The organism is Ruegeria sp. AO1, from assembly GCF_056535985.1.
Map to the genome: position 1 here is coordinate 3,340,624 of NZ_JBQFJC010000001.1, position 23,040 is coordinate 3,363,663.

Genomic DNA, 23,040 nt, shown 5'->3' on the forward strand with positions numbered 1-23,040 from the left:
GTTAACGCGCCTCACCGGCCATGCGCGCGGTGGCGCGGCGCACCAGCATATGCAGCAGGATCGAGAGCACGCCCAAAGTCAGCATGGCCGCGAACATCAGATCGGTCTTGGCCCGGCCATTGGCCAGCAGCATCAGGTAGCCCAACCCTTGCGAGGACCCGACCCATTCGCCGATCACCGCGCCAATCGGCGCATAGACCGCCGCCAATCGCATCCCCGAGGCTAGCGAAGGCAACGCCGCCGGGATACGGATGTGCCACAGGATCGAACGCGGGCCTGCCTGCATCGTACGCGCCAGATCGAGATATCCGGGCGGGGTCCTCATCAGACCGTCAAAGAAGGATGAGGTGATCGGAAAGTAGATGATCAGAACCGCCATCGCGACCTTGGACCAAAGGCCGTAGCCCAGCCACAGGGTCAGAAGCGGCGCCAGCGCAAAGACCGGCAAAGCCTGCGTGAAAACCAGCATCGGCTGCACCAGCACCCGTGCGGCCCGTGAATTGGCCAGTTGCAGCGCGGTGACAACGCCTAGAACGGTACCAACCGCCAGGCCGATCACGACCTCAACCGCGGTAATCCAAGTATGTTCCGCAATCACCCAGCGGTTCTGCCACCAGGTCTCGGCCACAAGCGCCGGGCCGGGCAGGATGAATTTGGGCAGGCCGGTCAGGCTGACAATCGCTTGCCAGACGGCCAGAGCGAACAAGGTTGCGGCGAGGGCAGAGAGGAGTTTCATGCCGCCTCTCTCAATAGTTTCAGTAGCGCGCCTTGGGTTTCCAATGTCTCCAGATCATCCACATGGCGCGGTGCGGGCGCGGCAGGCGGAGCACAGGGCGTCAGCCCCTGCTGCGTCATCACGACGATGGATTGGCCCAAACGTGCGGCCTCGGCCGGGTCGTGGGTGACCAGAAGGACCGTCCGGCCCTGCAGCGCCTCTGCGGCCAGATCCTGCATGTCCGCGCGGGTGCGCGCGTCGAGGGCCGAGAATGGCTCATCCAACAGCACGATGGGGCGATCTTCCATCAGTGTCCGCGCCAAGGCGACGCGCTGTCGTTGGCCTCCGGACAGCTCCGACGGTTTCTTGGCCATGTGATCTTGCAGGCGCATCCGTTCAATCAGACGGTCCCGGCGATCCAGATCGGGTTTCTCACCCCGCAACCGCGCGCCGAGCGAGACGTTTTGCGCCACCGTCGCCCAAGGCAGCAGCAGGTCGTCCTGCGCCATATAGGCCACGCGAGTCGGGACCGTTTGGCCATCGCTGGCCGATATCTGACCGGTGAAATCCGCGCCTGTCTCCAACCCTGCGATCAGGCGCAGAACCGTGGTTTTGCCAACGCCCGATCCACCTAACAGACAAGTCCACTGTACCGCCCCAAGGGTCAGAGTCAGCGGTGCGAACAAGGGCGTATCGCCAATACTCGCGTGTCCGCTGATAGTTAGATCGGGCGCCGGGGTCATGGGGTCAGACCCATTTGCCAGAAATTGACCTCTAGCTCTGTGGCGGTTCGGAAGGTCTGGCACAGACGATCCCAGCGCGGAGAGGCCTCGATATCCGCCCCAAGACGTCGTGTTAGAGCCGAATCCAGCAGTTCGCCGGCCGCCTTGCACGCACCCTGGTAGTCCTCACCAGCATAGGTATTGATCCAGTCGCGATAGGTCTCGGATGTGGCCTCGGAGGCCAGTCGAGACCCGATTTCTCCGTATCCCATCACACAGGGTGCCAGCGCTGCCAGCAAGTCCAACAGATCGCCACTATACCCGGCCTCCAGCACGAACCGCGTATAGGCAAGATTTTCGGCACGTTCCGGGGTTGCAAACAGCTCCTCCTGAGAGATACCGGCCGCTTCGCAGGTACCGATATGCAGCTGCATCTCTTCTGCGACCAAAGCGTTCACGGTGCCCACAGCCGTCAGCATTTCGGAATGCGTTTCTGATTTCACCACCGCCAGCGCCCAGGCGCGGCTGAAATGGATCAGGAACACATAATCCTGACGCAGGTAATGCAGGAACGCCTCTCGGGGCAGAGTGCCGTCCTTCATCCCTTCAACAAAGGCGTGGCGGGTGTAGTCCCGCCACGGTCCCTGCGCCGCATCACGCATCAGTGTGAAGGCCTTGCCATAGTCGCTCATTGCGCGGTCACGTCGATGGTGATGTCGCTGACCGGCAGAACGCTATCGATCATGCCGCTTTCATTCAGGAAGGTCTCAAATCGGGCATAACGGCCCGCATCAAAACCCGCCGGGCGCAGAGCAAAGCGCGGCAGAGTGTCGACCCACGCGCGAGCATTCAGCTCATCCTGCAACTCGGGCGAAGTCGCGGCGAAAATCTCCCAGCTTTCTTCGGGATTGTTGACAATGTACTGGGTCGCTTTTTCGGTCGCCGCCAGGAAACGCGCGATCTTGTCCTTATCCATCGTCTCGGGGTTGGCGACGTAGATCAGTTCGTCGTAAGACGGCACGCCCTCTTCCTCGATATAGAAGCAGGTGCCGGGGCGGCCTTCGATATCCATCTGGTTCAGCTCGAAGTTCCGATAGGCGCCGATCACCGCATCCACTTGGCCGGTCATCAGCGACGGTGAGAGCGAGAAGTTCACGTTGATCAATTCAACATCGTCCAGAGTCACGCCATATTTACCCAGAACGGTGGTCAGAACAGCCTCTTCCACGCCCGCGACCGAGAAGCCGATTTTCTTGCCCTTCAGGTCAGCGGGCGACTTAATCGGGCCATCTTCCAGAACCAGTAAGCAGTTCAGAGGAGTCGCGACCAGCGTGCCGACGCGTTTCAGCGGCAGGCCTTCGTGGATCTGCAGGTGCAGTTGCGGCTGATAGGATACGGCCAGTTCGGCCTGACCAGCGGCCACCAGACGCGGCGGGGCGGACGGGTCGGCGGGTGGAACGATCTCGACCTCGAGGCCTTGCTCGGCGAAATAACCGTTTTCCTGCGCCACGATGATCGGGCCGTGATCGGGGTTTATGAACCAATCCAGAAGAACGGTCATCTTGTCTTCGGCCCAGGCCGGCGCAGCGGCCAGAAGGGCGATGGCTGTCATCAGCTTTTTCATATCTCGCGTTTCCTTTTCACTCACGAGGTTGAGGCCGCAACGAGGACAATCTCGCCCGGCCAGTCCGGTTCAATCTGTTCAGCCGCACGCCAGGAGCGCAGGCCAGTTGCACAGCACAAAGCCAGTCGTTTTTCCTTGTTAGGCTCTGATTTCATGTGCTCCACGTTTAAGCGACGTGCCAGAGGGTGGATGGGTTGAGGAGCTTCATCCTCGTCCCGAAGCTCAACAATCATATCATCTGAGGACAGCTGCGAGGCGGCAACGAAGGCAAAGGAATGTTCAGGCTCAGGCGCTGCGTCAAAACGGAAGCTAGAGCTTCGGAAGGTCCGGGCATCCACCTGCACCATCTGGCCTAGGGGCGACGGGTCGAGGCCGAGGATCAAAGCCAACGCCATCTGCGCCTGTATCGCGCCGATCATCCCCACGACTGGCCCCAGCACACCTGCCGTAGCACAGCTCGCCCCGCTGGTCGGAGCCTCGGGGAACACGGCCCGCAGTGACGGCGCACCGCCGCAGAATGCTCCGACATAACCAGACAGGCCCAACACCGATGCGCTGACCAATGGTTTGCCCAAGGTCAGGCAGATATCCGACAGGGTGTAGCTGGCGGCATAGCTGTCCGCACAGTCGAGGATCAGATCGGCCTGTGAAACAAAACCAGCCGCATTTTCGCTTGTTAGAGCCTGTTTTAGCGCGACGACGTCGATATCAGAATTCAAAGCACGGCAGCGATCGGCTGCTACTTCGACCTTTGAGCGTCCGCAATTAGCCTCAGAAAACAGCGTCTGTCGATGCAGGTTCGACTGGGCCACGTCATCCGCATCGAGGATCGTCAGATGGCCAACGCCCGCCCCTGTCAGCAAAGGCAGGACCGGAGCCGCTAATCCGCCCGCCCCGACCACCAAGACCCGCGCCTTGGACAGGCGCGCCTGCCCTTCGGCCCCGACCTCAGGCAGGATCATCTGGCGGGTGTAGCGGCTCATCTGGTGGCCTCGATCCACTGGCGGACCCGCGCCTCGGGGTCGGCGTTCAAGGTGATGTCCGTAACCACAGAGATGATATCGGCCCCCGCCTCAAGCACGCCGGGCGCGCGTTCGACGCTCATACCGCCGATCCCGACCAGAGGGATATCGCCCACGCGAGCCTTCCACTCGGTGACTCGCGGCAGGCCTTGCTGCTCCCACTTCATCTTTTTCAGGATCGTCGGATAGACCGGCCCCAGCGCGACGTAGTCGGGGTCCATGGCCAGAACGCGTTCTAGTTCATCATCGTCATGGGTAGAAACGCCCAGCTTTAGACCCGCTTTTCGGATCGCTTTGAGGTCGGCATCATCCAGATCCTCCTGCCCCAGATGGATCCAGTCGCAACCCGCATCTATCGCGGCCTGCCAAAAGTCGTTCACCACCAGAACCGCGCCATGCTGCTTGCACAGATCGCGAGAGGTTGCGATCTCGGCCCGGACAACTTCGTCCGGCTGGTCCTTCATGCGCAGCTGCACCAGCTTTACACCTAAGGGCAGCATCCGCCGCAGCCAGTCCGAGTGGTCAAAGATCGGGTAGAAACGGTCCAAACTCATGACAGGAACGCCTTTCCAACAACGGGAGTTGAGGGCTCGGCCATGTCGCGGGCCTCAATCGGGTCGGCCTGATGGGCCAGCTGCCCGGCCTCAACCGCGCGAATCATGGCCTTTGCCATCAACGCCGGATCACCGGCGCGAGCGACGGCTGTGTTCAACAATACGGCGTCATATCCCAGCTCCATCGCGTGGGCCGCATGGCTGGGCAGGCCGATCCCGGCATCAATCACCAGCGGGACATCCGGGAACTCGGCCCGCATTGCGCGCAGGGCATATTCATTGTTCAGCCCCCGGCCCGAGCCGATGGGCGCACCCCAGGGCATCAGGACCTCGCATCCGGCCTCAAGCAGCCGTTCACCCACGATCAGGTCGTCGGTTGTGTAAGGGAAGACCTCGAACCCATCCTCGGTCAGGATGCGCGCGGCCTCGACCAACTGGAAGACGTCCGGCTGCAGACTGTCGGTATGGCCGATCAGCTCCAGCTTGATCCACTTGGTCTCAAACACTTCGCGGGCCATATGCGCGGTGGTCACCGCCTCTTTGACCGTATGACACCCGGCAGTGTTGGGCAGCACCAGCACGCCCAGATCACGGATCATCTGCCAAAAGGTCTGCCCGGCCCCCGATTCCCGCCGCAAAGAGACAGTCGCCACACCCGCGCCGCTGTCGCGGAACGCCTGTTCTAGAATAGCGGGGCTGGGATATTGCGCGGTGCCCAGCATCAGAGGGTTGGGCAGAGCGACGCCATAAAAGCTTTTCATCCTCACCCTCCTTGCATCGGCGACAGGATTTCGACCCGGTCACCTTCGGACAGGGCATGGGCAATGCGCAGGCTGGAGGGCACGAATTCCTCGTTCACCGCCGTTGCAACACGGCCCGAGAAACCGCATTCCTCTAGCAGCTCTGCCAAGGTCGAGGCCTTTACCTCTTTGGGGTCGCCATTAAGCACGATCTTCATCGACCATCTCCGAATGTTTGTTCTCAAGCGCCAGATCGGCCACGCCCTGTGCCAGGGCTGGGGCCAACAGGTAGCCATGGCGGTAGAGGCCATTGGCATAGATCGTCCGGCCCAAGCGCCGGATGCGCGGCAGGTTGTCGGGAAAGGCAGGGCGCAGATCGACGCCAATTTCCAGCACCTCAGCCTCACCAAAGGCCGGGTTCAAAGCGTAGGCCGCGCTGAGCAGTTCCAGCATTGAGCGCGCGGTGATCCGGCTGCTGTCTTCGCTCTCGATCATGGTCGCGCCCAGCATGTAAATACCCTCGCCACGCGGCACGATGTAGAGCGGCATCCGCGGGTGCAACAGGCGCACGGGGCGTGACAACGTCACATCGGGGCAACGCACCACCAGCATCTCGCCCTTTACGCCACGCAGATCATGCAGGTATTCCCGCGCGTGCAGCCCTCGACAATCGATGGCGTTTTCCAGCTGCGCAGGGGCGAGTTTGCGGTGGAATTCGACGCCCTTGTCTTTGAGTCTTCGGTGCAGGTCCAACAACGCCTGACGGGGGTCAAGATGCGCTTCTTGATCGAAGTACAACCCCTTTCCGAATCCATGCAGATCAGGCTCTAATTCGGCGATTTTCGCCCGATCCACATCGGAGTAGGAATTCGTCCGACGGGCAAATCTGCGCAAATCCGGGATGTCCCGCGCATTGGCCACGACCAGAGTCCCGCATCGTTGGACCTGAGTTCGGGAGGCCCACCAGTCAATGGCGGATTGACCCAGCCTGAGGACAGGTTCCTCGGCGTTTTCATACTCGCACCACGGGGCCAACATACCGCCCGCCCACCAGGAACATCCATGCGGGCCTGGGGGGCCGCCGGGATCGAAAACCTGTACCTTTGCCCCGCGCGAGACCAGCTCGGACGCAACGGCCAAACCAGCTACACCGGCGCCTATGACGGACCAGAGGGTCACGCAGGCCAAACCCGGTGGAAGTGATGAACAGGTCCGTGGCCCGCACCGATCTTCAGCTCATCAGCCCGCGCGATTGCGCCCTGCAGATACTCGTGCGCCTGCGCCACGGCATCGACAAGCGTCAGGCCTTGGGCCAAACCGGCAGCGATAGATGAGGACAGCGTGCAACCCGTTCCATGGGTGTTTCGGGTGGCCTTCCTTGGGGCCTGAAATTCGGCAATCACCCCGTTTTCGTCGATCAGCAGATCATGGCAGACATCCCCCTTGCCATGACCGCCCTTCATCAAAACCGCTTGTGCACCCAAAGCGCACAGCGCTTTGCCCTGTTCAACCATCGCCTCAGGCGTGTCGGCATCACCTCGATCCAGCAAACATGCCGCCTCGGGTAGGTTTGGCGTCAGAACGGTTGCACGGGGCAGCAGAACGTCGCGTAGCGTTTGAACTGCCTCATCGGCCAGAAGGGCATCACCGGATTTCGCAATCATCACGGGGTCCAGAACGACCGGTCCTTGAAACTCGGAAATCCCCTGCGCCACGGTCTCAATAATCTCCGGCGTCGCCAGCATTCCGATCTTGATAGCGCGCACATCCAGATCGCTGAGCACCGCTTGGATCTGGGCCGAGATGACCTCCGACGGAATAACATGCACGGCCGTAACTGCCTGCGTGTTTTGAGCAGTAACGGCGGTGATCACGCTGGCCCCGAAAACACCCAAAGCCGACATCGCCTTGAGATCGGCCTGAATGCCCGCGCCGCCGCCGCTGTCGGATCCTGCTATGGTCAAGGCAATAGGTGCCACGTCGTTGCTCCATCTATTTTGAGCAACTCGGGCATGGAAAACGTCTGTTTGCTTTAGACCGTTCCCTACGCCGGAATTGCCCGGATCAGGTTCGATGGGTTAGCGCTTGCGCCTCTCAGCCCTTCCATAAGGGCACCCCAACGGTTGATGCGGACAATCTCAGGACCGGTCTGGAAAATCAAGCCTCAATCCGCGTATCGTATGGCCAATATCTTCAATAAAATAGGGCCAGAGGAAGGGTGGAGTTTGCGGGAACCTGCCCCGCGCTCCGAAGCTATTTGCGACAGATGAATGAAGGATCACATCCTTTGGAAGGCCGAGCCACCCGGCGACAGAGACGTGTGGGGCGGCGGGATCAGAGCCTCGATCGAAAAAGGCCCCCCCAGTTAGAGCGGCCTGAACTTAGCTTTTCATCCCATCCCAGAAGGACTTCACGGATGAGAAAAAGCTTTTTGATTCTGGGTGGTTATCCTCACCCAAATCATCAAACTCACGCAAAAGTTCTTTCTGGCGAGAGGTGAGGTTGACCGGAGTTTCCACAGCCAGTTCGATGAACATGTCACCGATGCCACCACCCCGCAAAGCAGGCATGCCCTTTCCGCGCAGGCGCATTTGGCGACCCGACTGGCTGCCCGCCGGGATCTGCACCCGTCCGCGCCCGCCATCAATGGTCGGCACCTCGATGGACCCGCCCAGCGCGGCTTTGGCCATGCTGACAGGCACGCGGCAATAGAGATTCACGCTGTCACGTTCGAACAGTTTGTGGTCCGAGACCTCAACAAAGATATAGAGGTCACCCGGAGGGCCGCCGCGCATACCGGCTTCACCCTCACCCGCCAGGCGGATGCGTGTACCGGTCTCAACACCAGCTGGGATATTGACCGAAAGCGCGCGTTCTTTTTCCACACGACCCGCGCCATTGCAGGATTTACAGGGGTTTTTGATGATTTGCCCAAGGCCCGAACAGGTCGGACAAGTCCGCTCAACGGTAAAGAACCCTTGCTGCGCCCGGACCTTACCCATGCCTGAGCAGGTTGGACATGTCGTAGGTTCAACACCACCCTCTGCACCCGAGCCATCACAGGCCGAACAAGCCACGGCTGCGGGGACGTTGATGGTTTTCTGCAGGCCCGAGAAAGCCTCTTCCAGCGTTACGCGCAGATTATAGCGCAGGTCGGACCCGCGTGCCGCGCGACGTCCGCCGCCGCCACCACGTTGTCCGCCCATGAAGTCGCCGAAGAGATCATCGAACACATCCGAGAACGCGCTGGAGAAGTCACCCTGACCAAATCCGCCGCCCGGACGGCCACCACCGCCCATGCCATTTTCAAAAGCGGCATGACCAAAACGGTCATAGGCCGCTTTTTTGTCAGCATCGCGCAGCACGTCATAGGCTTCGTTCGCCTCTTTGAACTGCGCCTCGGCATCCGGGTTGTCCTTGTTACGGTCGGGATGCAATTCCTTGGCTTTCTTGCGAAAACCTTTCTTGATCTCATCCGCAGATGCGCCCTTGGTGACACCAAGCACATCATAGTAGTCGCGTTTTGACATCAGTTTTCCCTTCTGCCTCAACGTAATCGGGCCGGCCCGGCAAGCGGACCGGCCCAGATTGGCCCGGTTACCGGTTACTTACGCTTGTCGTCGTCCAGATCTTCGAACTCGGCGTCGACAATGTCATCATCCGCAGGACCCGCATCTGCTGCTGCAGGCTCTTCCTCGCCTTCTTCGGCTTGCGCCTTGTAGATGGCTTCGCCCAGCTTCATAGCAGCTTCGGTGACGTTCTGGATGCCGGACTTGATCTTGTCGGCGTTCTCGGTTTCCAGCTCGTCCTTCAGCGCGGCAATTGCAAGCTCAATGGCTTCGATGGTGGTCGGATCGACCTTGTCGGAGTGCTCTTCCATCGACTTCTCGGTCGAATGGATGAGGCTTTCCGCCTGGTTCTTGGCGTCGACCAGCTCGCGGCGTTCCTTGTCGGCTTCCGCGTTCTCTTCGGCGTCCTTGACCATCTTTTCGATGTCCTCGTCGGACAGACCGCCCGAGGCTTGGATGGTGATCTTCTGCTCTTTGCCGGTGCCTTTGTCCTTGGCCGAAACCGAGACAATGCCGTTGGCGTCGATGTCAAAAGTCACCTCGATCTGAGGCATACCGCGCGGCGCCGGCGGGATATCTTCGAGGTTGAACTGACCCAGGATCTTGTTGTCCGCAGCCATTTCACGCTCACCCTGGAACACGCGGATGGTTACGGCGTTCTGGTTGTCCTCGGCGGTCGAGAAGACCTGAGACTTCTTGGTCGGGATCGTGGTGTTGCGGTCGATCAGACGGGTGAACACGCCACCCAGCGTCTCAATGCCCAGCGACAGCGGGGTAACGTCCAGCAGAACCACGTCTTTGACGTCACCTTGCAGAACACCGGCCTGAATCGCGGCGCCCATGGCAACCACTTCGTCCGGGTTCACACCTTTGTGGGGCTCTTTACCGAAGAATTTGGTGACCTCTTCGATCACTTTCGGCATCCGGGTCATACCACCGACCAGAACAACTTCGTCCACGTCAGCAGCCGACAGACCGGCATCTTTCAGAGCAGCGGCGCAAGGCTTCATCGACTTTTTGATCAGGTCCGAAACCAGCGATTCCAGCTTGGCACGGGTCAGCTTCATGACCATGTGCAGCGGCTGACCGTTCGACCCCATTGAGATGAACGGCTGGTTGATTTCGGTCTGCGAGGTCGAGGACAGTTCGATCTTGGCTTTTTCAGCGGCTTCTTTCAGACGTTGCAGAGCCATCTTGTCTTGCGACAGGTCGACACCGTGTTCCTTTTTAAACTCATCCGCAAGGTAGTTGACGATGCGCATGTCAAAGTCTTCACCACCCAGGAAGGTGTCACCGTTGGTCGACTTAACTTCGAACAACCCGTCGTCGATTTCCAGAATGGTCACGTCGAAGGTACCGCCACCAAGGTCATAGACCGCGATGGTTTGGGTTTCTTCCTTGTCCAGACCATAAGCCAGAGCAGCCGCTGTCGGTTCGTTAATGATCCGCAGCACTTCCAGACCGGCGATTTTACCGGCGTCTTTGGTGGCCTGACGCTGAGCATCGTTGAAATATGCCGGAACGGTAATAACCGCCTGCGTGACTTCCTCACCCAGATAGCTTTCTGCGGTTTCCTTCATCTTGCCCAGAGTGAAGGCCGAGATTTGGCTCGGGGAGTACTTTTCACCGCGGGCTTCAACCCACGCGTCGCCATTGCCGCCATTGACGATGGCGTACGGCACCATTTTCTTGTCTTTTTCGACTTCTGCATCATCCACACGACGACCGATCAGACGCTTGACGCCAAAGATCGTGTTGTCGGGGTTGGTGACCGCCTGACGTTTTGCAGGCTGACCGACCAGTCGCTCATCTTCGGTGAAGGCGACGATCGAGGGCGTGGTCCGCGCCCCTTCGGCGTTTTCGATGACCTTCGGCTGCGAGCCATCCATGATCGCAACACACGAGTTGGTGGTGCCGAGGTCAATCCCGATTACTTTTCCCATATTTTCAATCCCTTTCTCTTCAAGGCGATGTCCCGAGGGCCGGACCCGTTATGGCATCCCGTCCCCGATCTGATGTGCGCGACAGCACTACACCATCGCGCGTCTCGGCGTATATAAGGGCCGGACCAGAGGCCTGCAAGCATTCTGAATTGCAGGTTTTCGGGAATCTGCGGCCTTTTTTGGCAAGGATTTGGTAAGGAATGGGGAATCCGGCATGGCTCGGCTGCTTTTACGGGGATTTGAGATCAGGAAAGGCTATCTGGACAATGCCGCCCAGAGCCGGCTGATCGATGCGCTGCGCCCGATTCTGAAATCTGCGCCCCTGTTCCGCCCCGTGACACCATCGGGCAAAGAGATGTCGGTGCGCATGACCTCTGCCGGGGATTTGGGATGGGTGACGGACAAGGCGGGCTACCGCTATCAGGGCCAGCATCCCGGGGGCATGAACTGGCCCAAGATCCCCGAACTTGTCCTTGCGATCTGGCACGATCTGGTGGGGCGTGATCGCGCGCCGGATTGCTGCCTGATCAACTACTATGGCGAAGACGCGAAGATGGGCCTGCATCAGGACAAAGATGAGGCCGATTTCTCATGGCCTGTGCTGTCGGTCTCGCTCGGCGATGACGCGCTGTTCCGCATCGGCAACACAACACGCGGAGGCAAGACGGAATCCATCTGGCTGAACTCGGGCGATGTGGTGATCATGGGCGGCCCAGCGCGATTGACCTATCACGGCGTGGACCGCATCCGGTTCAAATCATCCAAACTGCTACCCAAAGGCGGGCGGATCAACCTAACCCTGCGCGTTGCGCTTTAGCGGCGCGCGCTCCAGCTTTGTGAGACGTGTTTCTTGGTGAAGAAGACGCCCAGCAGGCCGATCATCACCAGCGCGACGCCAACCCAGACCGCATATTCCCAGCTTGTGTTGCGCGGGTAATAGTTGCGGAACACAAAACCGCGGCATTGGTCGATCAAATGAAACAACGGGTTCCAGGTGAACAGCATCAACATGTATCCGCCCAGCGCATTGGCTAAAAACATCTTGCCAGAGAAGATCATCTGCAACCGTCGGTACACCGTGGTCAGAATGCCTGCCGTCATTGGAAACCAAGGCCGCAGCGCCATCAAAACCAACCCCACCGCACATCCGGTGAACCACGACAAAAGCACCATCGCAAAGGCAGGCCCCGGCTGTTCGATTGCCAACGGTTTTACTGCGGCATGGTAGATGAACAGGATGACAAACATAGTCACCATCATGGTGTAGAGCGTCCCGAGCGCCGTGGCCACGATCGTGATCACCATGTTCATAGGTGAGTGCAGCATCATCGGGTTGTTGCCCGCTCCCACACCTGCGACCTGTTTTACAGCCCGAATATGCAGCAAGAACAGGAACACGCCTGACAAGAGATACAAAACAAGGTCACCACGCACCTTGGCCACCCGCGTGCCCATGAAGGACATAATCAAGTAAAACACCAGCACCATCACAAGGACCTGGATAATACTGCGCAAAATCGCGACCACCGCGTTTGCGTGTTGGGTGCGGATATCGCGCACAACGGCATGAAAGATCAGCTCGACCGTGGTGAAGGCACCACCCAGCAGGGTCTTGTTACTCCTGAAATAGAACACGTGTCGAGTCTTTCCTGCTCTGTTGACCTCAGTCTTTCACGAATACCTTGCCGTTCGGTAACCAGCACATCATAAGTCCGTCACCACATTCGATCAATAAACTACCAAATCGGAGCTTTTTTGTGACCTACGACGCCCTTATCCCCGTCATCCGACGTCTGGCACTGGAAGCCGGTGACAAGATCATGGAAATCTACAACTCGGACACCTTCGATGTGAAGGTCAAATCCGACGAAAGCCCCGTGACCGAGGCTGATGAGGCCGCCGATGCGTTGATCTCAGAAGGGCTGCGCGCCGCCTTCCCCGACATCCTGCTGGTGACCGAAGAACAGGGCGCCTCGCATTCCGAAAAGGGCGAAACATTCCTGATCGTTGATCCGTTGGATGGCACCAAGGAATTCATCAATCGGCGCGGAGATTTCACCGTCAATATCGCACTGGTCGAAAACGGTACCCCCACGCGCGGTGTCGTCTATGCCCCTGCGCGCGGTCGCATGTTCTATACCCAAGCCGATGGGCAATCGGTTGAGGAAACCGGCGCATTGGATAAAGTCCACGCGGGGGAGATCACGTCGATTTCAGTCTCTAATCCGGACAATTCTGCCCTTCTGATCGTCGCCTCTAAATCGCACCGGGATCAGGCAACCGAGGATTACATCAACAAATATCAGGTGCAGGACAGCAAGAGCGCGGGCTCGTCCCTCAAGTTCTGTCTGGTCGCAACGGGTGAGGCGGATCTCTACCCACGGGTCGGACGCACGATGGAGTGGGACACCGCCGCCGGGCACGCTGTACTGGCAGGGGCTGGTGGTCAGGTGGTCCGGTTCGACGACCACACACCGTTGACCTATGGCAAGGACGGCTATGCAAACCCGTTCTTCATCGCCTACGCTCCGGGTGTTGAGTTGAAGGAAGCCTGATGTCCGTTCTGATCGCCATTCCCGCCCGCTACGCCTCATCCCGCTATCCGGGCAAGCCTTTGGTGCCGCTGACTGGCGCAACGGGCAAAGCCATGACACTGATCGAGCGTTCATGGCGAGCGGCCAAGTCTGTGTCAGGCGTGGACAAGGTCGTTGTCGCCACAGATGACGACCGCATCCGGGACGCCGCCGAGGGGTTCGGGGCCGAGGTCGTGATGACCTCGGAAACCTGCCAGAACGGCACCGAACGCTGTGCCGAGGCACATGAGGTTTTGGGTGGTAGCTACGAGATCATCGTAAACTTGCAAGGCGACGCGCCGCTGACACCGCATTGGTTTGTCGAGGACCTGATCTCCGGCCTGCGCGACGCGCCCGAGGCCGGTGTCGCGACGCCCGTTCTGCGCTGCGACGGAGAGGCGCTGAATAGCCTGCTCAATGATCGCAAACACGGGCGCGTCGGCGGCACGACCGCCGTTTTTGCCAGCGATAACAGTGCGATGTATTTCTCGAAAGAAGTGGTGCCTTTCGCCTCCAACAGCTATACGGGCACGGATCCAACCCCGGTGTTTCACCATGTAGGTGTATATGCCTACCGCCCAGATGCGTTGTCTGCCTACCCCAGCTGGCCTACCGGCCCGCTAGAGCAGTTGGAAGGTCTGGAACAGCTGCGCTTCATGGAAAACGGCCGCAAGGTTCTATGCGTCGAGGTCGAAGCCAAGGGCCGTCAGTTTTGGGAGCTGAACAACCCTCAGGACGTGCCCAAGATCGAAGCGATGATGGCAGATATGGGGTTGGAGTGATCGCTTTTCCCCCTGACCGAGCCTGCCAAGTTGGTCTAGAAGCAGCCAACTATGACCACTGGACCTGATACAAAAACGACCCTTGTGACGGGTGGCGCAGGCTACATCGGCTCTCATGCTTGCAAAGCGCTGGCGCAATCAGGCTTTGTGCCGGTTACCTACGACAATCTTTTCACCGGCTGGCAGGATGCGGTCAAGTTTGGCCCGTCTGAACAGGGCGGCCAGCATGACCGCGCGAGCCTGGACGAGGTTTTTGCCAAGTATCAACCTCAGGCCGTGATGCATTTCGCCGCCCTCAGCCAAGTGGGTGAGGCCATGAAAGAGCCCGCGCGCTATTGGTCGAACAATGTGACTGGCTCGCTGACTCTGATCGAGGCCGCAGTGGCCGCAAACTGTCTGGATTTCGTTTTTTCCTCAACCTGCGCAACCTATGGCGATCAAGATAATGTGGTGCTGGATGCGATTGATGGCAAACGGGATGGCTTGACCTTGTTCGGCACAGACTACGACACGCCAGACGGAACCAGCATCCGCGACTACGTTCATGTCTGCGAACTAGTCGCTGCGCATTTTCTCGGCTTGAACTGGATTCAAATGGGCAATGGCAGCCGTGTGTTCAATCTGGGCACCGGGTCGAAGTTCTCGGTTCTTGGGCTCATCGAGCAGTCCAAAACCGTTACCAACCGCGCTCGTCGGGCCGCGCCACGCAGGGGATTGCACCAAGCTGGTGTCAGGCTCGGTGCACGCCGGCGGAGAGCTGGGTTGGAGGGCAAAACGTCAACGTTAGAGACGATGACCATCGACGCGTGGCGCTGGTATCAAACCGTCACCTACGAGAAATGAGCCACCTTTGACCCCCGTCAACGCCCAGCTTCCCCGCATCAGCCCGACCCAGAAATACCGGCTGCGTTGGAAACGACGCAGGCTGCTGTGGCAATCCTGGCGCAGCCGGCACCAGTTGGCCTGTTTGCAGAACAGAACCTTGGATATCCAGCGCGGAGATATTCTGGCCTTCGTCACCCTGCGCAACGAGTTGGAACGTCTACCGTGGTTTTTCCGGCACTACCGCGCCTTGGGCGTCGACCATTTTCTGATCGTGGACAACGGCAGCGACGACGGATCGACCGAGTTTCTGGCGCAGCAATCTGACGTGTCGCTCTGGCACACTCAGGCCAGCTACCACGCGGCGCGCTTTGGGCTGGATTGGCTGACCTCGCTGCAAATCCGGTATGGCCACGGCCATTGGTGCCTGACTGTCGACGCGGACGAGTTGCTGATCTACGTACATCACGACACCCGACCCTTGCAGGAAATGACTCGTTGGCTGGAGAGGCAAGGCCGTGTCGGGTTCGGTGCCTTGATGCTGGATCTCTACCCGAAAGGGCCGCTGGGGTCGCAAACCCATGACCCGGAATGTGATCCGACCAAAACCCTGAACTGGTTCGACGCCGGCCCCTACCGCGCGCAGCGGCAGACCCCGATGGGTAATCTATGGGTCCAGGGCGGCGCGCGCGAGCGGGTGTTTTTCTCCAATACACGCCAGCGCTCACCGACTTTGAACAAGACCCCTCTGGTCAAGTGGTCCCGGCGCTATGCCTATGTAAACTCGACCCATTCCGCGCTGCCCCGGCATCTTAACGCGCTTTACGATGGACCGAACGGGGACACGCCTTCCGGGGTCCTTTTGCACACGAAGTTCCTGCCCGAGATCACCGCAAAATCACAGATCGAGAAACAGCGCCGCCAGCATTTTCATGATCCCGACCAATTCCAGACATACTATGATGGGATCATCGCGCAGCCGGATATGTGGACGGACCGGTCCGAGGCCTATACCGGCTGGTTAAAACTACAGCAGCTGGGGCTGATGAATGCAGGGGGCTGGTCGGAGCAGCAGAGCTGGGGTCACTAACCTGTTGTAAATGCATTTCCCCTCAAGATGAAAAAATGGCATAGTCGGCGGAACCCGGATGTTGGGCACTCAGCAATCAATCCGGGGACGCTCGCGTCAATAATAAGGATTGGGCAGTCGCGTGGGCCTTTTGGAGTCTTATCGCATGAGGTTGCGGCGTAAGCGCCGCCTTGTGCGCTGTGTCAATAGACGGCGTGAGCTGAAGCCCATTAGCACCAATACCGCCGCCATCCGTCCGGACGATGTGTTGCTGATGAGCGTTGTCCGTAACGAGAAGATTCGCCTGCCCTTCTTTCTGGACTACTACCGCAAGCTGGGCGTGAACCATTTTCTGTTTGTCGATAATGACAGCGACGACGGCAGTCTCGCGTTTCTGCGCACGCAGCCCGATGTCTCGGTATGGCAGACGAAAACCAGCTATAGAAAGGCAGGGTTCGGGTTGGACTGGTCCAACTACCTGCTGCGCAAATACGCGCATGGGCATTGGGTTCTGACCGTCGATCCGGATGAGTTCTTCATCTATCCGTTCTGCGACACCCGCCCGATCAGCGCGCTGACCGACTGGCTGGACAGCTGTGCGGTGCGCAGTTTCGGCACCATGCTGATCGACATGTATCCCGAAGGTCCTGTAGACGACGAACCCTATCACGAGGGTCAGGACCCGTTTGAAATCGCGCGTTGGTTCGATGCCGGGAATTACATGATTTCCAAGAACCCCGAATATAAGAACCTGTGGATTCAGGGTGGTCCAAGGGCCCGTGTTTTCTTTCAGGACAACCCCTCTAAGGCCCCGGCGCTGAACAAAATACCCTTGGTCAAGTGGGATCGGCGCTATGTCTATATCAGCTCGACCCATTCACTCCTGCCGAGGGGTTTGAACCAGGTCTATGACGAATGGGGCGGGGAAAAGACCAGTGGCGCGTTGTTGCATGCCAAGCTGATCAACACCCTAGGCGACAAGGCGCGCGAAGAGATGCAGCGCGGGCAGCACTATCGCGGGTCCGGTGAATACAAAGCCTACGCCAAACAGCTGGAGGAGCAGCCCGTTTTCCGCTGCGATTGGTCCGAGCAATACATTAACTGGCGGCAGCTTGAGATTTTGGGCCTCATGTCGAAAGGCAACTGGGCATGAGTTCGCTGGGTATCGTCATGCTGGTCCACACAGCCCTAGATCGAGCCGAGCAGGTCGCCCGACACTGGACCGCGGCGGGCTGCCCGGTTGTGATCCACGTGGATGGCAAGGTCGCCGAAAAGACCTATTCGAACTTTGTCGCCTCCTGCGCGGACAACCCCCTGATCAGGTTCTCGGATCGCCATATTTGCGATTGGGGCCGTTGGGGTATCGTGGCGGCCTCACAATCCGCATCCGAGCAGATGCTGGAGACCTACCCGGACGTGCGGCATGTCTTCCTGTCGTCCGGCGCGTGTCTGCCTCTGCGCCCGGTGCAAGAGCTGATCGACTACCTGTCCGACCGTCCCCGCGTCGATTTCATTGAAAGCGTCACAACCGCCGATGTCAGCTGGACGATCGGTGGGCTGGACCATGAACGCTTTACCCTGCGGTTCCCGTTTTCCTGGCGCAATCAGCGCAAACTGTTTGACGCCTATGTAAAACTGCAACGGGCGACCGGCATGCGCCGCAGCATCCCAGACGGTTTGACTCCGCATATGGGCAGCCAATGGTGGTGCCTGACGCGGCAGACCCTCTCGGCCATTTTGCAAGACCCCAGGCGTAAGGTCTATGACCGCTATTTCCGCCATGTCTGGATACCGGATGAAAGCTATTTTCAGACACTTGCGCGGCTCTATTCCACGCATATCGAAAGCCGGTCCCTGACCCTGTCGAAATTCGACTACCAGGGGCGGCCCCACATCTTTTACGATGACCACCTGCAACTGCTACGCCGGTCGGACTGCTTTGTTGCCCGTAAAATCTGGCCCCGGGCCGAGAGACTTTATCACTCTTTCCTGACCGACCAGACCAGCGCGATGCGGCCGGCCGAACCTAACCCGGGCAAGATCGACCGCGTTTTCTCCAAGGCGGTCGAGCGGCGCACTCATGGGCGAGATGGCCTCTATATGCAAAGCCGCTTTCCCCGCCACGGCAGCGAGAACGGTCTGACGGCTGCGGGTTATTCGGTGTTTCAGGGGTTCTCGGACCTGTTTGAAGAGTTCGAAACCTGGCTGGAAACTGCGACCAACACACGGGTTCACGGGCACCTCTTTGCCGCAAACCGCGCCGAATTCGCGCAGGATGAGACGATCACCAATGGCGCGCTCAGCGACAGTGCCACGTTGCGCGACTATAACCCCAAGGCGTTCCTGTCGAACCTGATCTGGAACACACGCGGTCAGCGCCAGTGTTTCCAGTTCGGCCCGCGAGACACGCAGGACATCAACTGGTTTCTGGCGCGGGACAAGAACGCGCAGATCTCGGTGATTACCGGGGCGTGGGCGATTCCGCTGTTCCGGTCAAACATGAACTTCGCCGATATCCGCTGCGAAGCTGCCCGCTTGCAACAGATCGAAAGCAAACAGCTTGAGGTGCTAAGCTCGGTTTGGACAAAAGCGCGTGTGCGGAGCTGGACGCTGGCAGATTTCATTGAGGCCCCGATGGAGCCTCTGCAAACCATTCTGGACGAGATCGCACCACAGACGTCCCGCCACCTGACCGAGGCCCCGCTTATGGTCGATCTGGCCGGCTTTGGGCAATTCCTCCAGAACCTCAAGAACCAGGGCATGCACCCGCAACTGATGGGCGACTTCCCCGTCGATGATGTGTTTGGAACCCGCACCAAGCCTTTCCGCAAACCTTATCTGGTGCAGTGATCCCCGATGGCCGGTCCCTTTGAATCGTTCGTAATCCTGGGTGCGATGCGCACCGGATCAAACCTGTTAGAGGCCAACTTGAACCGGATCGACGGCCTCACTTGCCATGGTGAGGCCTTCAACCCGCATTTCATCGGGCGGGTGAAATCAGATCAGATTCTGGGTCTAACACTGGACGAAAGGGACCAAGATCCCGGGAAACTCCTGACAGCGATCCGCGCAGCCCCGGACGGGTTGCACGGGTTTCGGTATTTTCAGGAACACGACCCGCGCATCCTGCCTGAGGTCCTAAACGACCCGCTCTGCGCCAAAATCATCCTCAGCCGCAATCCGCTGGACAGCTATCTTTCGCTGAAGATCGTTCGGAAAACCAAGCAATGGCAGTTGAAGAATATCAAGCGCCGGTTGGAGGAAACGGTCGAATTCGACGCGGCTGAGTTCTCGGATTATGTCGACACCCTCGCCTCTTTCCAGATGTCCCTGCTGAACCACCTGCAAAGATCGGGCCAGACCGCCTTTTACATCAACTATGATGAACTGGACGATCTTGAGGTTTTGAACGGTCTCGCCAAGTGGCTCGGAGCGGTCGGGCGGTTGGATGCGCTGGACGATACGCTCAAGCCGCAGAACCCGTCAGCCGCTGTGACCAAAGTGACCAACCCGGACGAGATGGCGCGCGCAGTGTCAGGGATGGACCGTTTCGCCTTGCACCGCACGCCAGATCTGGAACCACGACGCGCACCAAAGCTGCAAAAATGTATCGCGGCCCCGACAACACCAATGCTGTTTCTACCGATTCCCGGCGGGTTAGAGCCTGTTATTGCCCAATGGCTAGCACGGATTGATGGGTGCGACGAGGGCGCATTGCACGGCACCCGCGACGCGGTCGAAAGCTGGATGCAAACCCATCCTGGGCACCGCAAATTCACCGTTCTGCAACATCCGATCGCCCGCGCGCATACTGCGTTTTGCAACTTTGTTCTGGCCAAAGACCATGACGACTATGCCGATATCCGCCACATGCTGCGCAATCGTTTCAAACTTCCGATCCCCGGACAGTTGCGTGAAAAGAATTACTCGAAAGACCAGCACCATGCGGCGTTTGCAGCTTTCCTGACCTTCCTGCATCACAACCTGAACGGCCAGACTCCGATCCGGGTTGATGCGATGTGGTGCAGCCAGTCAAAGGTGATCGAGGCGATGGTGCCTATCGCCTTACCCGACCTGATTCTGCGAGAGGATGACCTGCAGACCGCTCTGCCCGATCTCGCCGCAAGCTTGGGGAACGCAAACCCACCCACGCCAGAAATCCGCGCAGCAGACGCGCCCTATGGATTGGAAGAGATCTACGACGCACAACTCGAGGCGCTGGCAGCAAAAGCCTACCAGCGCGACTATGCGAAATTCGGGTTTGGGCCCTGGCGCTAGGGACGCAGGGTGATCAGCGTACCTTTGTTGACCATCGCATAGATCTCTTCGATCTCGTTATTCTTGACGGCGATGCATCCGGCGGTCCAGTCCGGGGTCTTCTTGGCACGCTTAAGCTCCGACCGCAGATTGGGCTGACCGTGGATAAAGATATCACCACCCGGATCAACGCCCGCCGCCTTGGCCTGAGCTACATCCTGTGAGTTGGGATAGGAAATGCCCAAAGACAGATGATAGCGGCTTCTCGGGTTGCGCCGATCGATCAGGTAGCTCCCCTCGGGGGTCCGACCATCACCACGCTTGGTTTTGGTGCCATTGGGCGCAAAGCCCAGATCAACATCATATTCCCGCAAGACATGCTCATGATGCAGAAGGTACATCTTGCGCGCGCTCTTGTTGACGACCAGCGAGGTCACCTCGGGTCCATCATATGTCAGAAATCTGGGGCCAGCTGAGGCACAAGCCGAAAGGCTCAGCGTTGCCATTGCACCCAATCCAAATGCTCGACGATCCATGATTCACTGCCTGCTGCTTTTTTTTTTGGTTATTATGCCAAAAACTGCAAAAACTGAAATCACTTTTTGATGTTTGATTGCTCAATTAGTCGGCGTTCTATGGCTTCCAGCCGCTCTAGCACCTCATCACGGTAGGCATCGGTCTTCACTTCGTCCTCGGCGTGGTGCGCATCCTGCATCGAATTCACGATCAGACCGACTAGCAAGTTCACAACCGCGAAGGTCGTGACCATGATAAAGGGCACAAAGAACAGCCAGGCGTAGGGGTAAACCTCCATCACCGGACGCACGATGCCCATGGACCAGCTTTCAAGCGTCATGATCTGGAACAGCGTATAGGCTGACAGGCCCAAATCCCCAAACCAAGCCGGGAAGGAATAAGAGAACAGCTTGGTCGAGATCACCGCGCCGATATAGAACAGGATCGCCATCAGTAGAAACACGCTGGCCATGCCCGGAAGGGCCGAGATAAAGCCCTCGACCACGCGGCGCAGGCGCGGGGCAACCGAGATCACGCGCAAGACCCGCAGGATTCGCAGGGCCCGCAGCACCGACAAACCGCCCGCGCTTGGGACCAGAGCGATGCCGACGATCGTGAAATCGAACAGATTCCAACCACTCTTGAAGAAGTTGCGGCCCGAGACGATCAGCTTCATCGCGATCTCGACCACAAAAACCGCAAGGCATAGTTTATCGAGAATGACGATCAGCGGCCCAGCCGCGTCCATCAGCGTCGGTGAGGTCTCCATCCCCAGCAAGATCGCGTTGAAGATGATCACAGCCGTGATGAACTGCCCGAAGAGGGGGGCTTCGATGATGCTCTGCAAGCGCTGTTTGAACGCCATGGGTTGCTGTCTCCTTAACGTGCGGGGTTCAGCACAAACCGCGCGGCCAGTTCCGTATGGGACGACCACCGAAATTGGTCAACGACCTGCACCCATTCAAGGGCGTAGCCTGCATCAACCAGCGTTTTTGCATCCCGCGCAAAGGTAATGGGGTTGCACGAGACATAGGCGATCACCGGGGGCTGCGCCTGCGCAAGTTCTGCGACCTGCGCTTCGGCCCCCGCACGCGGCGGGTCAAGGACCACGGCATCAAAGCCCTTGAACTCATCCGACATCAGCGGGCGCCGGAACAGATCACGGGCCTCACAGGTGACGCGTTTCAACCCCGTGGCCTTGCGCCATCCCTGATCAAGTGCCTGCGTCATAGTGGATTCACCTTCGACCGCGTGAACCTCGACCTCTTGCGCGAGCGGTAGAGAGAAGGTTCCACTCCCGGCAAACAAGTCCACAACCCGCCTTGCACCTTGCGTGGCTTCCAAAACAGCCTGTGTTAGAGCCTGTTCTCCGTCCTTTGTGGCCTGCAGAAAGGCCCCCGGTGGCGGGATGACCCCGGCGATTCCAAAGCGCTGGACTGGCGGTTGCCGCATCGCGATCACCTCACCATCCCAGCTGAGGCGCGCCAGCCCGTGTTTCTCGGTCGCTTGCGCCAAAGCGAGTTCCAGTGGGCCGTCCAAGGGCTTGCCTCCAGACACCACAATATCCAAACCACCCTCGGACAGGGTCAGCGTAACTGCCAGTACACCTTTGCGGCTGCCACCCAGCAGCGCCAGCGATTCGGCGACCGGGATCGCGGCGATCAGGGCCGGGTCCAGGAGATGGCAATCCGGGATTTCAGTGATCGTGTCGGACGCGCGACCGTGAAATCCGGCCAGCGTGCCTTTCTTTGTCCGCCGCACGGCAATTGTTGCCCGCCGACGAGACCGCTCGGGTGAGGTGTGAATCGGCCGCATCGGGGCCTCAAGGCCCTGTGCTGACAGCGCTGCGCGCACAATTCCCACTTTCCAATCCGCCACAAAGGCGTCTGAGGCGTGCTGCAACTGGCAGCCTCCACACGCTTTGTAGTGGCGGCAAGGGGCTTTAACCCGCTGATCGGACGGGGTTTCCACCCTCATGTCTTCCAGTAGCTGGCCGACCAAAGCTCCGCTGACAACTTCGCCCGGCAAAGTCCGGGGAATATAGACAGGGCCGTCTGCGATGCCGTCACCCTGATGACCAAGGCGGTTGATGGTGAATTGCTGCGTCATGGGGGCCTGATAGCCGGGCTTTG

General features: G+C 59.1%; 23 protein-coding genes, 1 pseudogene and 1 riboswitch. Of the genes and pseudogenes, 8 read left to right on the forward strand and 16 right to left on the reverse strand.

Features of this window, described 5'->3' with window-relative positions:
* Position 1: 1 nt before the first annotated feature.
* The 12 genes from ACR3FB_RS16645 to dnaK form a co-directional block, all read right to left on the reverse strand.
* Positions 2–736 (reverse strand): ABC transporter permease, encoded by a 735-nt coding sequence (locus ACR3FB_RS16645; RefSeq protein ID WP_480566111.1) that lies wholly within the window; start codon positions 734–736, stop codon positions 2–4.
* Positions 733–1,458, reverse strand: a complete 726-nt coding sequence (locus ACR3FB_RS16650; protein ID WP_480566109.1) for an ABC transporter ATP-binding protein — start codon at positions 1,456–1,458, stop codon at positions 733–735. Before ACR3FB_RS16650 ends, ACR3FB_RS16645 begins: the two co-directional genes overlap by 4 nt.
* The gene (gene tenA, locus ACR3FB_RS16655) at positions 1,455–2,129 is read right to left on the reverse strand and encodes a thiaminase II (RefSeq protein WP_480566107.1); all 675 of its coding nucleotides are present in this window, start codon (positions 2,127–2,129) and stop codon (positions 1,455–1,457) included. Before tenA ends, ACR3FB_RS16650 begins: the two co-directional genes overlap by 4 nt.
* The gene (locus ACR3FB_RS16660; RefSeq protein WP_480566105.1) at positions 2,126–3,061 is read right to left on the reverse strand and encodes an ABC transporter substrate-binding protein; all 936 of its coding nucleotides are present in this window, start codon (positions 3,059–3,061) and stop codon (positions 2,126–2,128) included. Before ACR3FB_RS16660 ends, tenA begins: the two co-directional genes overlap by 4 nt.
* Positions 3,062–3,081: 20 nt before the next feature.
* On the reverse strand, positions 3,082–4,044 hold the full coding sequence (locus tag ACR3FB_RS16665) for a HesA/MoeB/ThiF family protein (protein WP_480566103.1): 963 nt from the start codon (positions 4,042–4,044) through the stop codon (positions 3,082–3,084).
* On the reverse strand, positions 4,041–4,637 hold the full coding sequence (locus ACR3FB_RS16670; protein ID WP_480566101.1) for a thiamine phosphate synthase: 597 nt from the start codon (positions 4,635–4,637) through the stop codon (positions 4,041–4,043). Before ACR3FB_RS16670 ends, ACR3FB_RS16665 begins: the two co-directional genes overlap by 4 nt.
* Positions 4,634–5,398 carry a thiazole synthase gene (locus ACR3FB_RS16675; protein ID WP_480566099.1) on the reverse strand — a complete coding sequence of 255 codons (765 nt, stop codon included), beginning with the start codon at positions 5,396–5,398 and terminating at the stop codon, positions 4,634–4,636. Before ACR3FB_RS16675 ends, ACR3FB_RS16670 begins: the two co-directional genes overlap by 4 nt.
* A 2-nt stretch (positions 5,399–5,400) precedes the next feature.
* Complete coding sequence (gene thiS, locus ACR3FB_RS16680) at positions 5,401–5,595, reverse strand: sulfur carrier protein ThiS (RefSeq protein WP_170479983.1); 195 nt, start codon at positions 5,593–5,595, stop codon at positions 5,401–5,403.
* Complete coding sequence (locus ACR3FB_RS16685; RefSeq protein WP_170640938.1) at positions 5,579–6,556, reverse strand: FAD-dependent oxidoreductase; 978 nt, start codon at positions 6,554–6,556, stop codon at positions 5,579–5,581. Before ACR3FB_RS16685 ends, thiS begins: the two co-directional genes overlap by 17 nt.
* Positions 6,553–7,356: a bifunctional hydroxymethylpyrimidine kinase/phosphomethylpyrimidine kinase gene (gene thiD / locus ACR3FB_RS16690; RefSeq protein ID WP_480566097.1), complete on the reverse strand. Its 804-nt coding sequence runs from the start codon at positions 7,354–7,356 to the stop codon at positions 6,553–6,555. Before thiD ends, ACR3FB_RS16685 begins: the two co-directional genes overlap by 4 nt.
* Positions 7,357–7,401: 45 nt before the next feature.
* Positions 7,402–7,506, reverse strand: a riboswitch (TPP riboswitch).
* A gap of 252 nt (positions 7,507–7,758) precedes the next feature.
* Complete coding sequence (dnaJ, locus tag ACR3FB_RS16695) at positions 7,759–8,907, reverse strand: molecular chaperone DnaJ (protein WP_170380244.1); 1,149 nt, start codon at positions 8,905–8,907, stop codon at positions 7,759–7,761.
* A gap of 74 nt (positions 8,908–8,981) precedes the next feature.
* Positions 8,982–10,889, reverse strand: coding sequence for a molecular chaperone DnaK (dnaK, locus tag ACR3FB_RS16700; RefSeq protein ID WP_170380243.1), 1,908 nt, complete (start codon positions 10,887–10,889; stop codon positions 8,982–8,984).
* Positions 10,890–11,103: 214 nt separating this feature from the next.
* Here dnaK and ACR3FB_RS16705 point away from each other — a divergent pair, with 214 nt between their 5' ends.
* Positions 11,104–11,706, forward strand: coding sequence for an alpha-ketoglutarate-dependent dioxygenase AlkB family protein (locus ACR3FB_RS16705; RefSeq protein WP_425084094.1), 603 nt, complete (start codon positions 11,104–11,106; stop codon positions 11,704–11,706).
* On the opposite strand, the gene ACR3FB_RS16710 is transcribed toward ACR3FB_RS16705, so the two are convergent.
* Positions 11,703–12,524, reverse strand: coding sequence for an ABC transporter permease (locus ACR3FB_RS16710; RefSeq protein WP_425084093.1), 822 nt, complete (start codon positions 12,522–12,524; stop codon positions 11,703–11,705). The genes ACR3FB_RS16705 and ACR3FB_RS16710 overlap by 4 nt on opposite strands.
* Before the next feature lie 122 nt (positions 12,525–12,646).
* Between ACR3FB_RS16710 and cysQ the strand changes: the two genes are divergently transcribed.
* The 7 genes and pseudogenes from cysQ to ACR3FB_RS16745 all read left to right on the forward strand — a co-directional run bounded on the left by cysQ (position 12,647) and on the right by ACR3FB_RS16745 (position 20,413).
* Positions 12,647–13,444 (forward strand): 3'(2'),5'-bisphosphate nucleotidase CysQ, encoded by a 798-nt coding sequence (cysQ, locus tag ACR3FB_RS16715; protein ID WP_425084092.1) that lies wholly within the window; start codon positions 12,647–12,649, stop codon positions 13,442–13,444.
* Positions 13,444–14,244: a 3-deoxy-manno-octulosonate cytidylyltransferase family protein gene (locus ACR3FB_RS16720; protein WP_480566094.1), complete on the forward strand. Its 801-nt coding sequence runs from the start codon at positions 13,444–13,446 to the stop codon at positions 14,242–14,244. The genes cysQ and ACR3FB_RS16720 overlap by 1 nt, the downstream gene beginning before the upstream one ends.
* A 51-nt stretch (positions 14,245–14,295) precedes the next feature.
* Positions 14,296–15,087: pseudogene (locus tag ACR3FB_RS16725) on the forward strand (NAD-dependent epimerase/dehydratase family protein).
* A gap of 7 nt (positions 15,088–15,094) precedes the next feature.
* Complete coding sequence (locus tag ACR3FB_RS16730; protein WP_480566092.1) at positions 15,095–16,156, forward strand: glycosyltransferase family 2 protein; 1,062 nt, start codon at positions 15,095–15,097, stop codon at positions 16,154–16,156.
* 145 nt (positions 16,157–16,301) lie between these two features.
* Positions 16,302–17,288 (forward strand): glycosyltransferase family 2 protein, encoded by a 987-nt coding sequence (locus ACR3FB_RS16735; RefSeq protein ID WP_480566090.1) that lies wholly within the window; start codon positions 16,302–16,304, stop codon positions 17,286–17,288.
* On the forward strand, positions 17,285–18,985 hold the full coding sequence (locus tag ACR3FB_RS16740) for a DUF5927 domain-containing protein (RefSeq protein WP_480566088.1): 1,701 nt from the start codon (positions 17,285–17,287) through the stop codon (positions 18,983–18,985). Before ACR3FB_RS16735 ends, ACR3FB_RS16740 begins: the two co-directional genes overlap by 4 nt.
* A gap of 6 nt (positions 18,986–18,991) precedes the next feature.
* Positions 18,992–20,413, forward strand: coding sequence for a nodulation protein NodH (locus ACR3FB_RS16745; RefSeq protein ID WP_480566086.1), 1,422 nt, complete (start codon positions 18,992–18,994; stop codon positions 20,411–20,413).
* On the opposite strand, the gene ACR3FB_RS16750 is transcribed toward ACR3FB_RS16745, so the two are convergent.
* The 3 genes from ACR3FB_RS16750 to ACR3FB_RS16760 are packed head-to-tail and all read right to left on the reverse strand — an operon-like array spanning position 20,410 to position 23,017.
* Entirely contained in the window at positions 20,410–20,928 is a 519-nt protein-coding gene (locus tag ACR3FB_RS16750) for a L,D-transpeptidase family protein (RefSeq protein ID WP_170660940.1), read from the reverse strand. The two genes, ACR3FB_RS16745 and ACR3FB_RS16750, sit on opposite strands and share 4 nt — an antisense overlap.
* Before the next feature lie 59 nt (positions 20,929–20,987).
* Entirely contained in the window at positions 20,988–21,773 is a 786-nt protein-coding gene (locus tag ACR3FB_RS16755) for an ion transporter (protein WP_170550765.1), read from the reverse strand.
* A gap of 14 nt (positions 21,774–21,787) precedes the next feature.
* Positions 21,788–23,017, reverse strand: a complete 1,230-nt coding sequence (locus ACR3FB_RS16760; protein WP_480566084.1) for a class I SAM-dependent RNA methyltransferase — start codon at positions 23,015–23,017, stop codon at positions 21,788–21,790.
* Positions 23,018–23,040: the final 23 nt, after the last annotated feature.

What these genes read in the sequence shown, in the direction of transcription:
- ACR3FB_RS16760 (WP_480566084.1), bottom strand. Translation starts at nt 23,017, where the DNA reads ATGACGCAGCAATTCACCATCAACCGCCTTGGTCATCAGGGTGACGGC.
- ACR3FB_RS16675 (WP_480566099.1), bottom strand. Translation starts at nt 5,398, where the DNA reads ATGAAAAGCTTTTATGGCGTCGCTCTGCCCAACCCTCTGATGCTGGGC.
- ACR3FB_RS16650 (WP_480566109.1), bottom strand. Translation starts at nt 1,458, where the DNA reads ATGACCCCGGCGCCCGATCTAACTATCAGCGGACACGCGAGTATTGGC.
- dnaK (WP_170380243.1), bottom strand. Translation starts at nt 10,889, where the DNA reads ATGGGAAAAGTAATCGGGATTGACCTCGGCACCACCAACTCGTGTGTT.
- ACR3FB_RS16660 (WP_480566105.1), bottom strand. Translation starts at nt 3,061, where the DNA reads ATGAAAAAGCTGATGACAGCCATCGCCCTTCTGGCCGCTGCGCCGGCC.
- tenA (WP_480566107.1), bottom strand. Translation starts at nt 2,129, where the DNA reads ATGAGCGACTATGGCAAGGCCTTCACACTGATGCGTGATGCGGCGCAG.
- ACR3FB_RS16665 (WP_480566103.1), bottom strand. Translation starts at nt 4,044, where the DNA reads ATGAGCCGCTACACCCGCCAGATGATCCTGCCTGAGGTCGGGGCCGAA.
- ACR3FB_RS16740 (WP_480566088.1), top strand. Translation starts at nt 17,285, where the DNA reads ATGAGTTCGCTGGGTATCGTCATGCTGGTCCACACAGCCCTAGATCGA.
- dnaJ (WP_170380244.1), bottom strand. Translation starts at nt 8,907, where the DNA reads ATGTCAAAACGCGACTACTATGATGTGCTTGGTGTCACCAAGGGCGCA.
- ACR3FB_RS16745 (WP_480566086.1), top strand. Translation starts at nt 18,992, where the DNA reads ATGGCCGGTCCCTTTGAATCGTTCGTAATCCTGGGTGCGATGCGCACC.
- ACR3FB_RS16705 (WP_425084094.1), top strand. Translation starts at nt 11,104, where the DNA reads ATGGCTCGGCTGCTTTTACGGGGATTTGAGATCAGGAAAGGCTATCTG.
- ACR3FB_RS16645 (WP_480566111.1), bottom strand. Translation starts at nt 736, where the DNA reads ATGAAACTCCTCTCTGCCCTCGCCGCAACCTTGTTCGCTCTGGCCGTC.
- ACR3FB_RS16735 (WP_480566090.1), top strand. Translation starts at nt 16,302, where the DNA reads ATGAGGTTGCGGCGTAAGCGCCGCCTTGTGCGCTGTGTCAATAGACGG.
- thiS (WP_170479983.1), bottom strand. Translation starts at nt 5,595, where the DNA reads ATGAAGATCGTGCTTAATGGCGACCCCAAAGAGGTAAAGGCCTCGACC.
- ACR3FB_RS16755 (WP_170550765.1), bottom strand. Translation starts at nt 21,773, where the DNA reads ATGGCGTTCAAACAGCGCTTGCAGAGCATCATCGAAGCCCCCCTCTTC.
- ACR3FB_RS16750 (WP_170660940.1), bottom strand. Translation starts at nt 20,928, where the DNA reads ATGGATCGTCGAGCATTTGGATTGGGTGCAATGGCAACGCTGAGCCTT.
- ACR3FB_RS16720 (WP_480566094.1), top strand. Translation starts at nt 13,444, where the DNA reads ATGTCCGTTCTGATCGCCATTCCCGCCCGCTACGCCTCATCCCGCTAT.
- ACR3FB_RS16670 (WP_480566101.1), bottom strand. Translation starts at nt 4,637, where the DNA reads ATGAGTTTGGACCGTTTCTACCCGATCTTTGACCACTCGGACTGGCTG.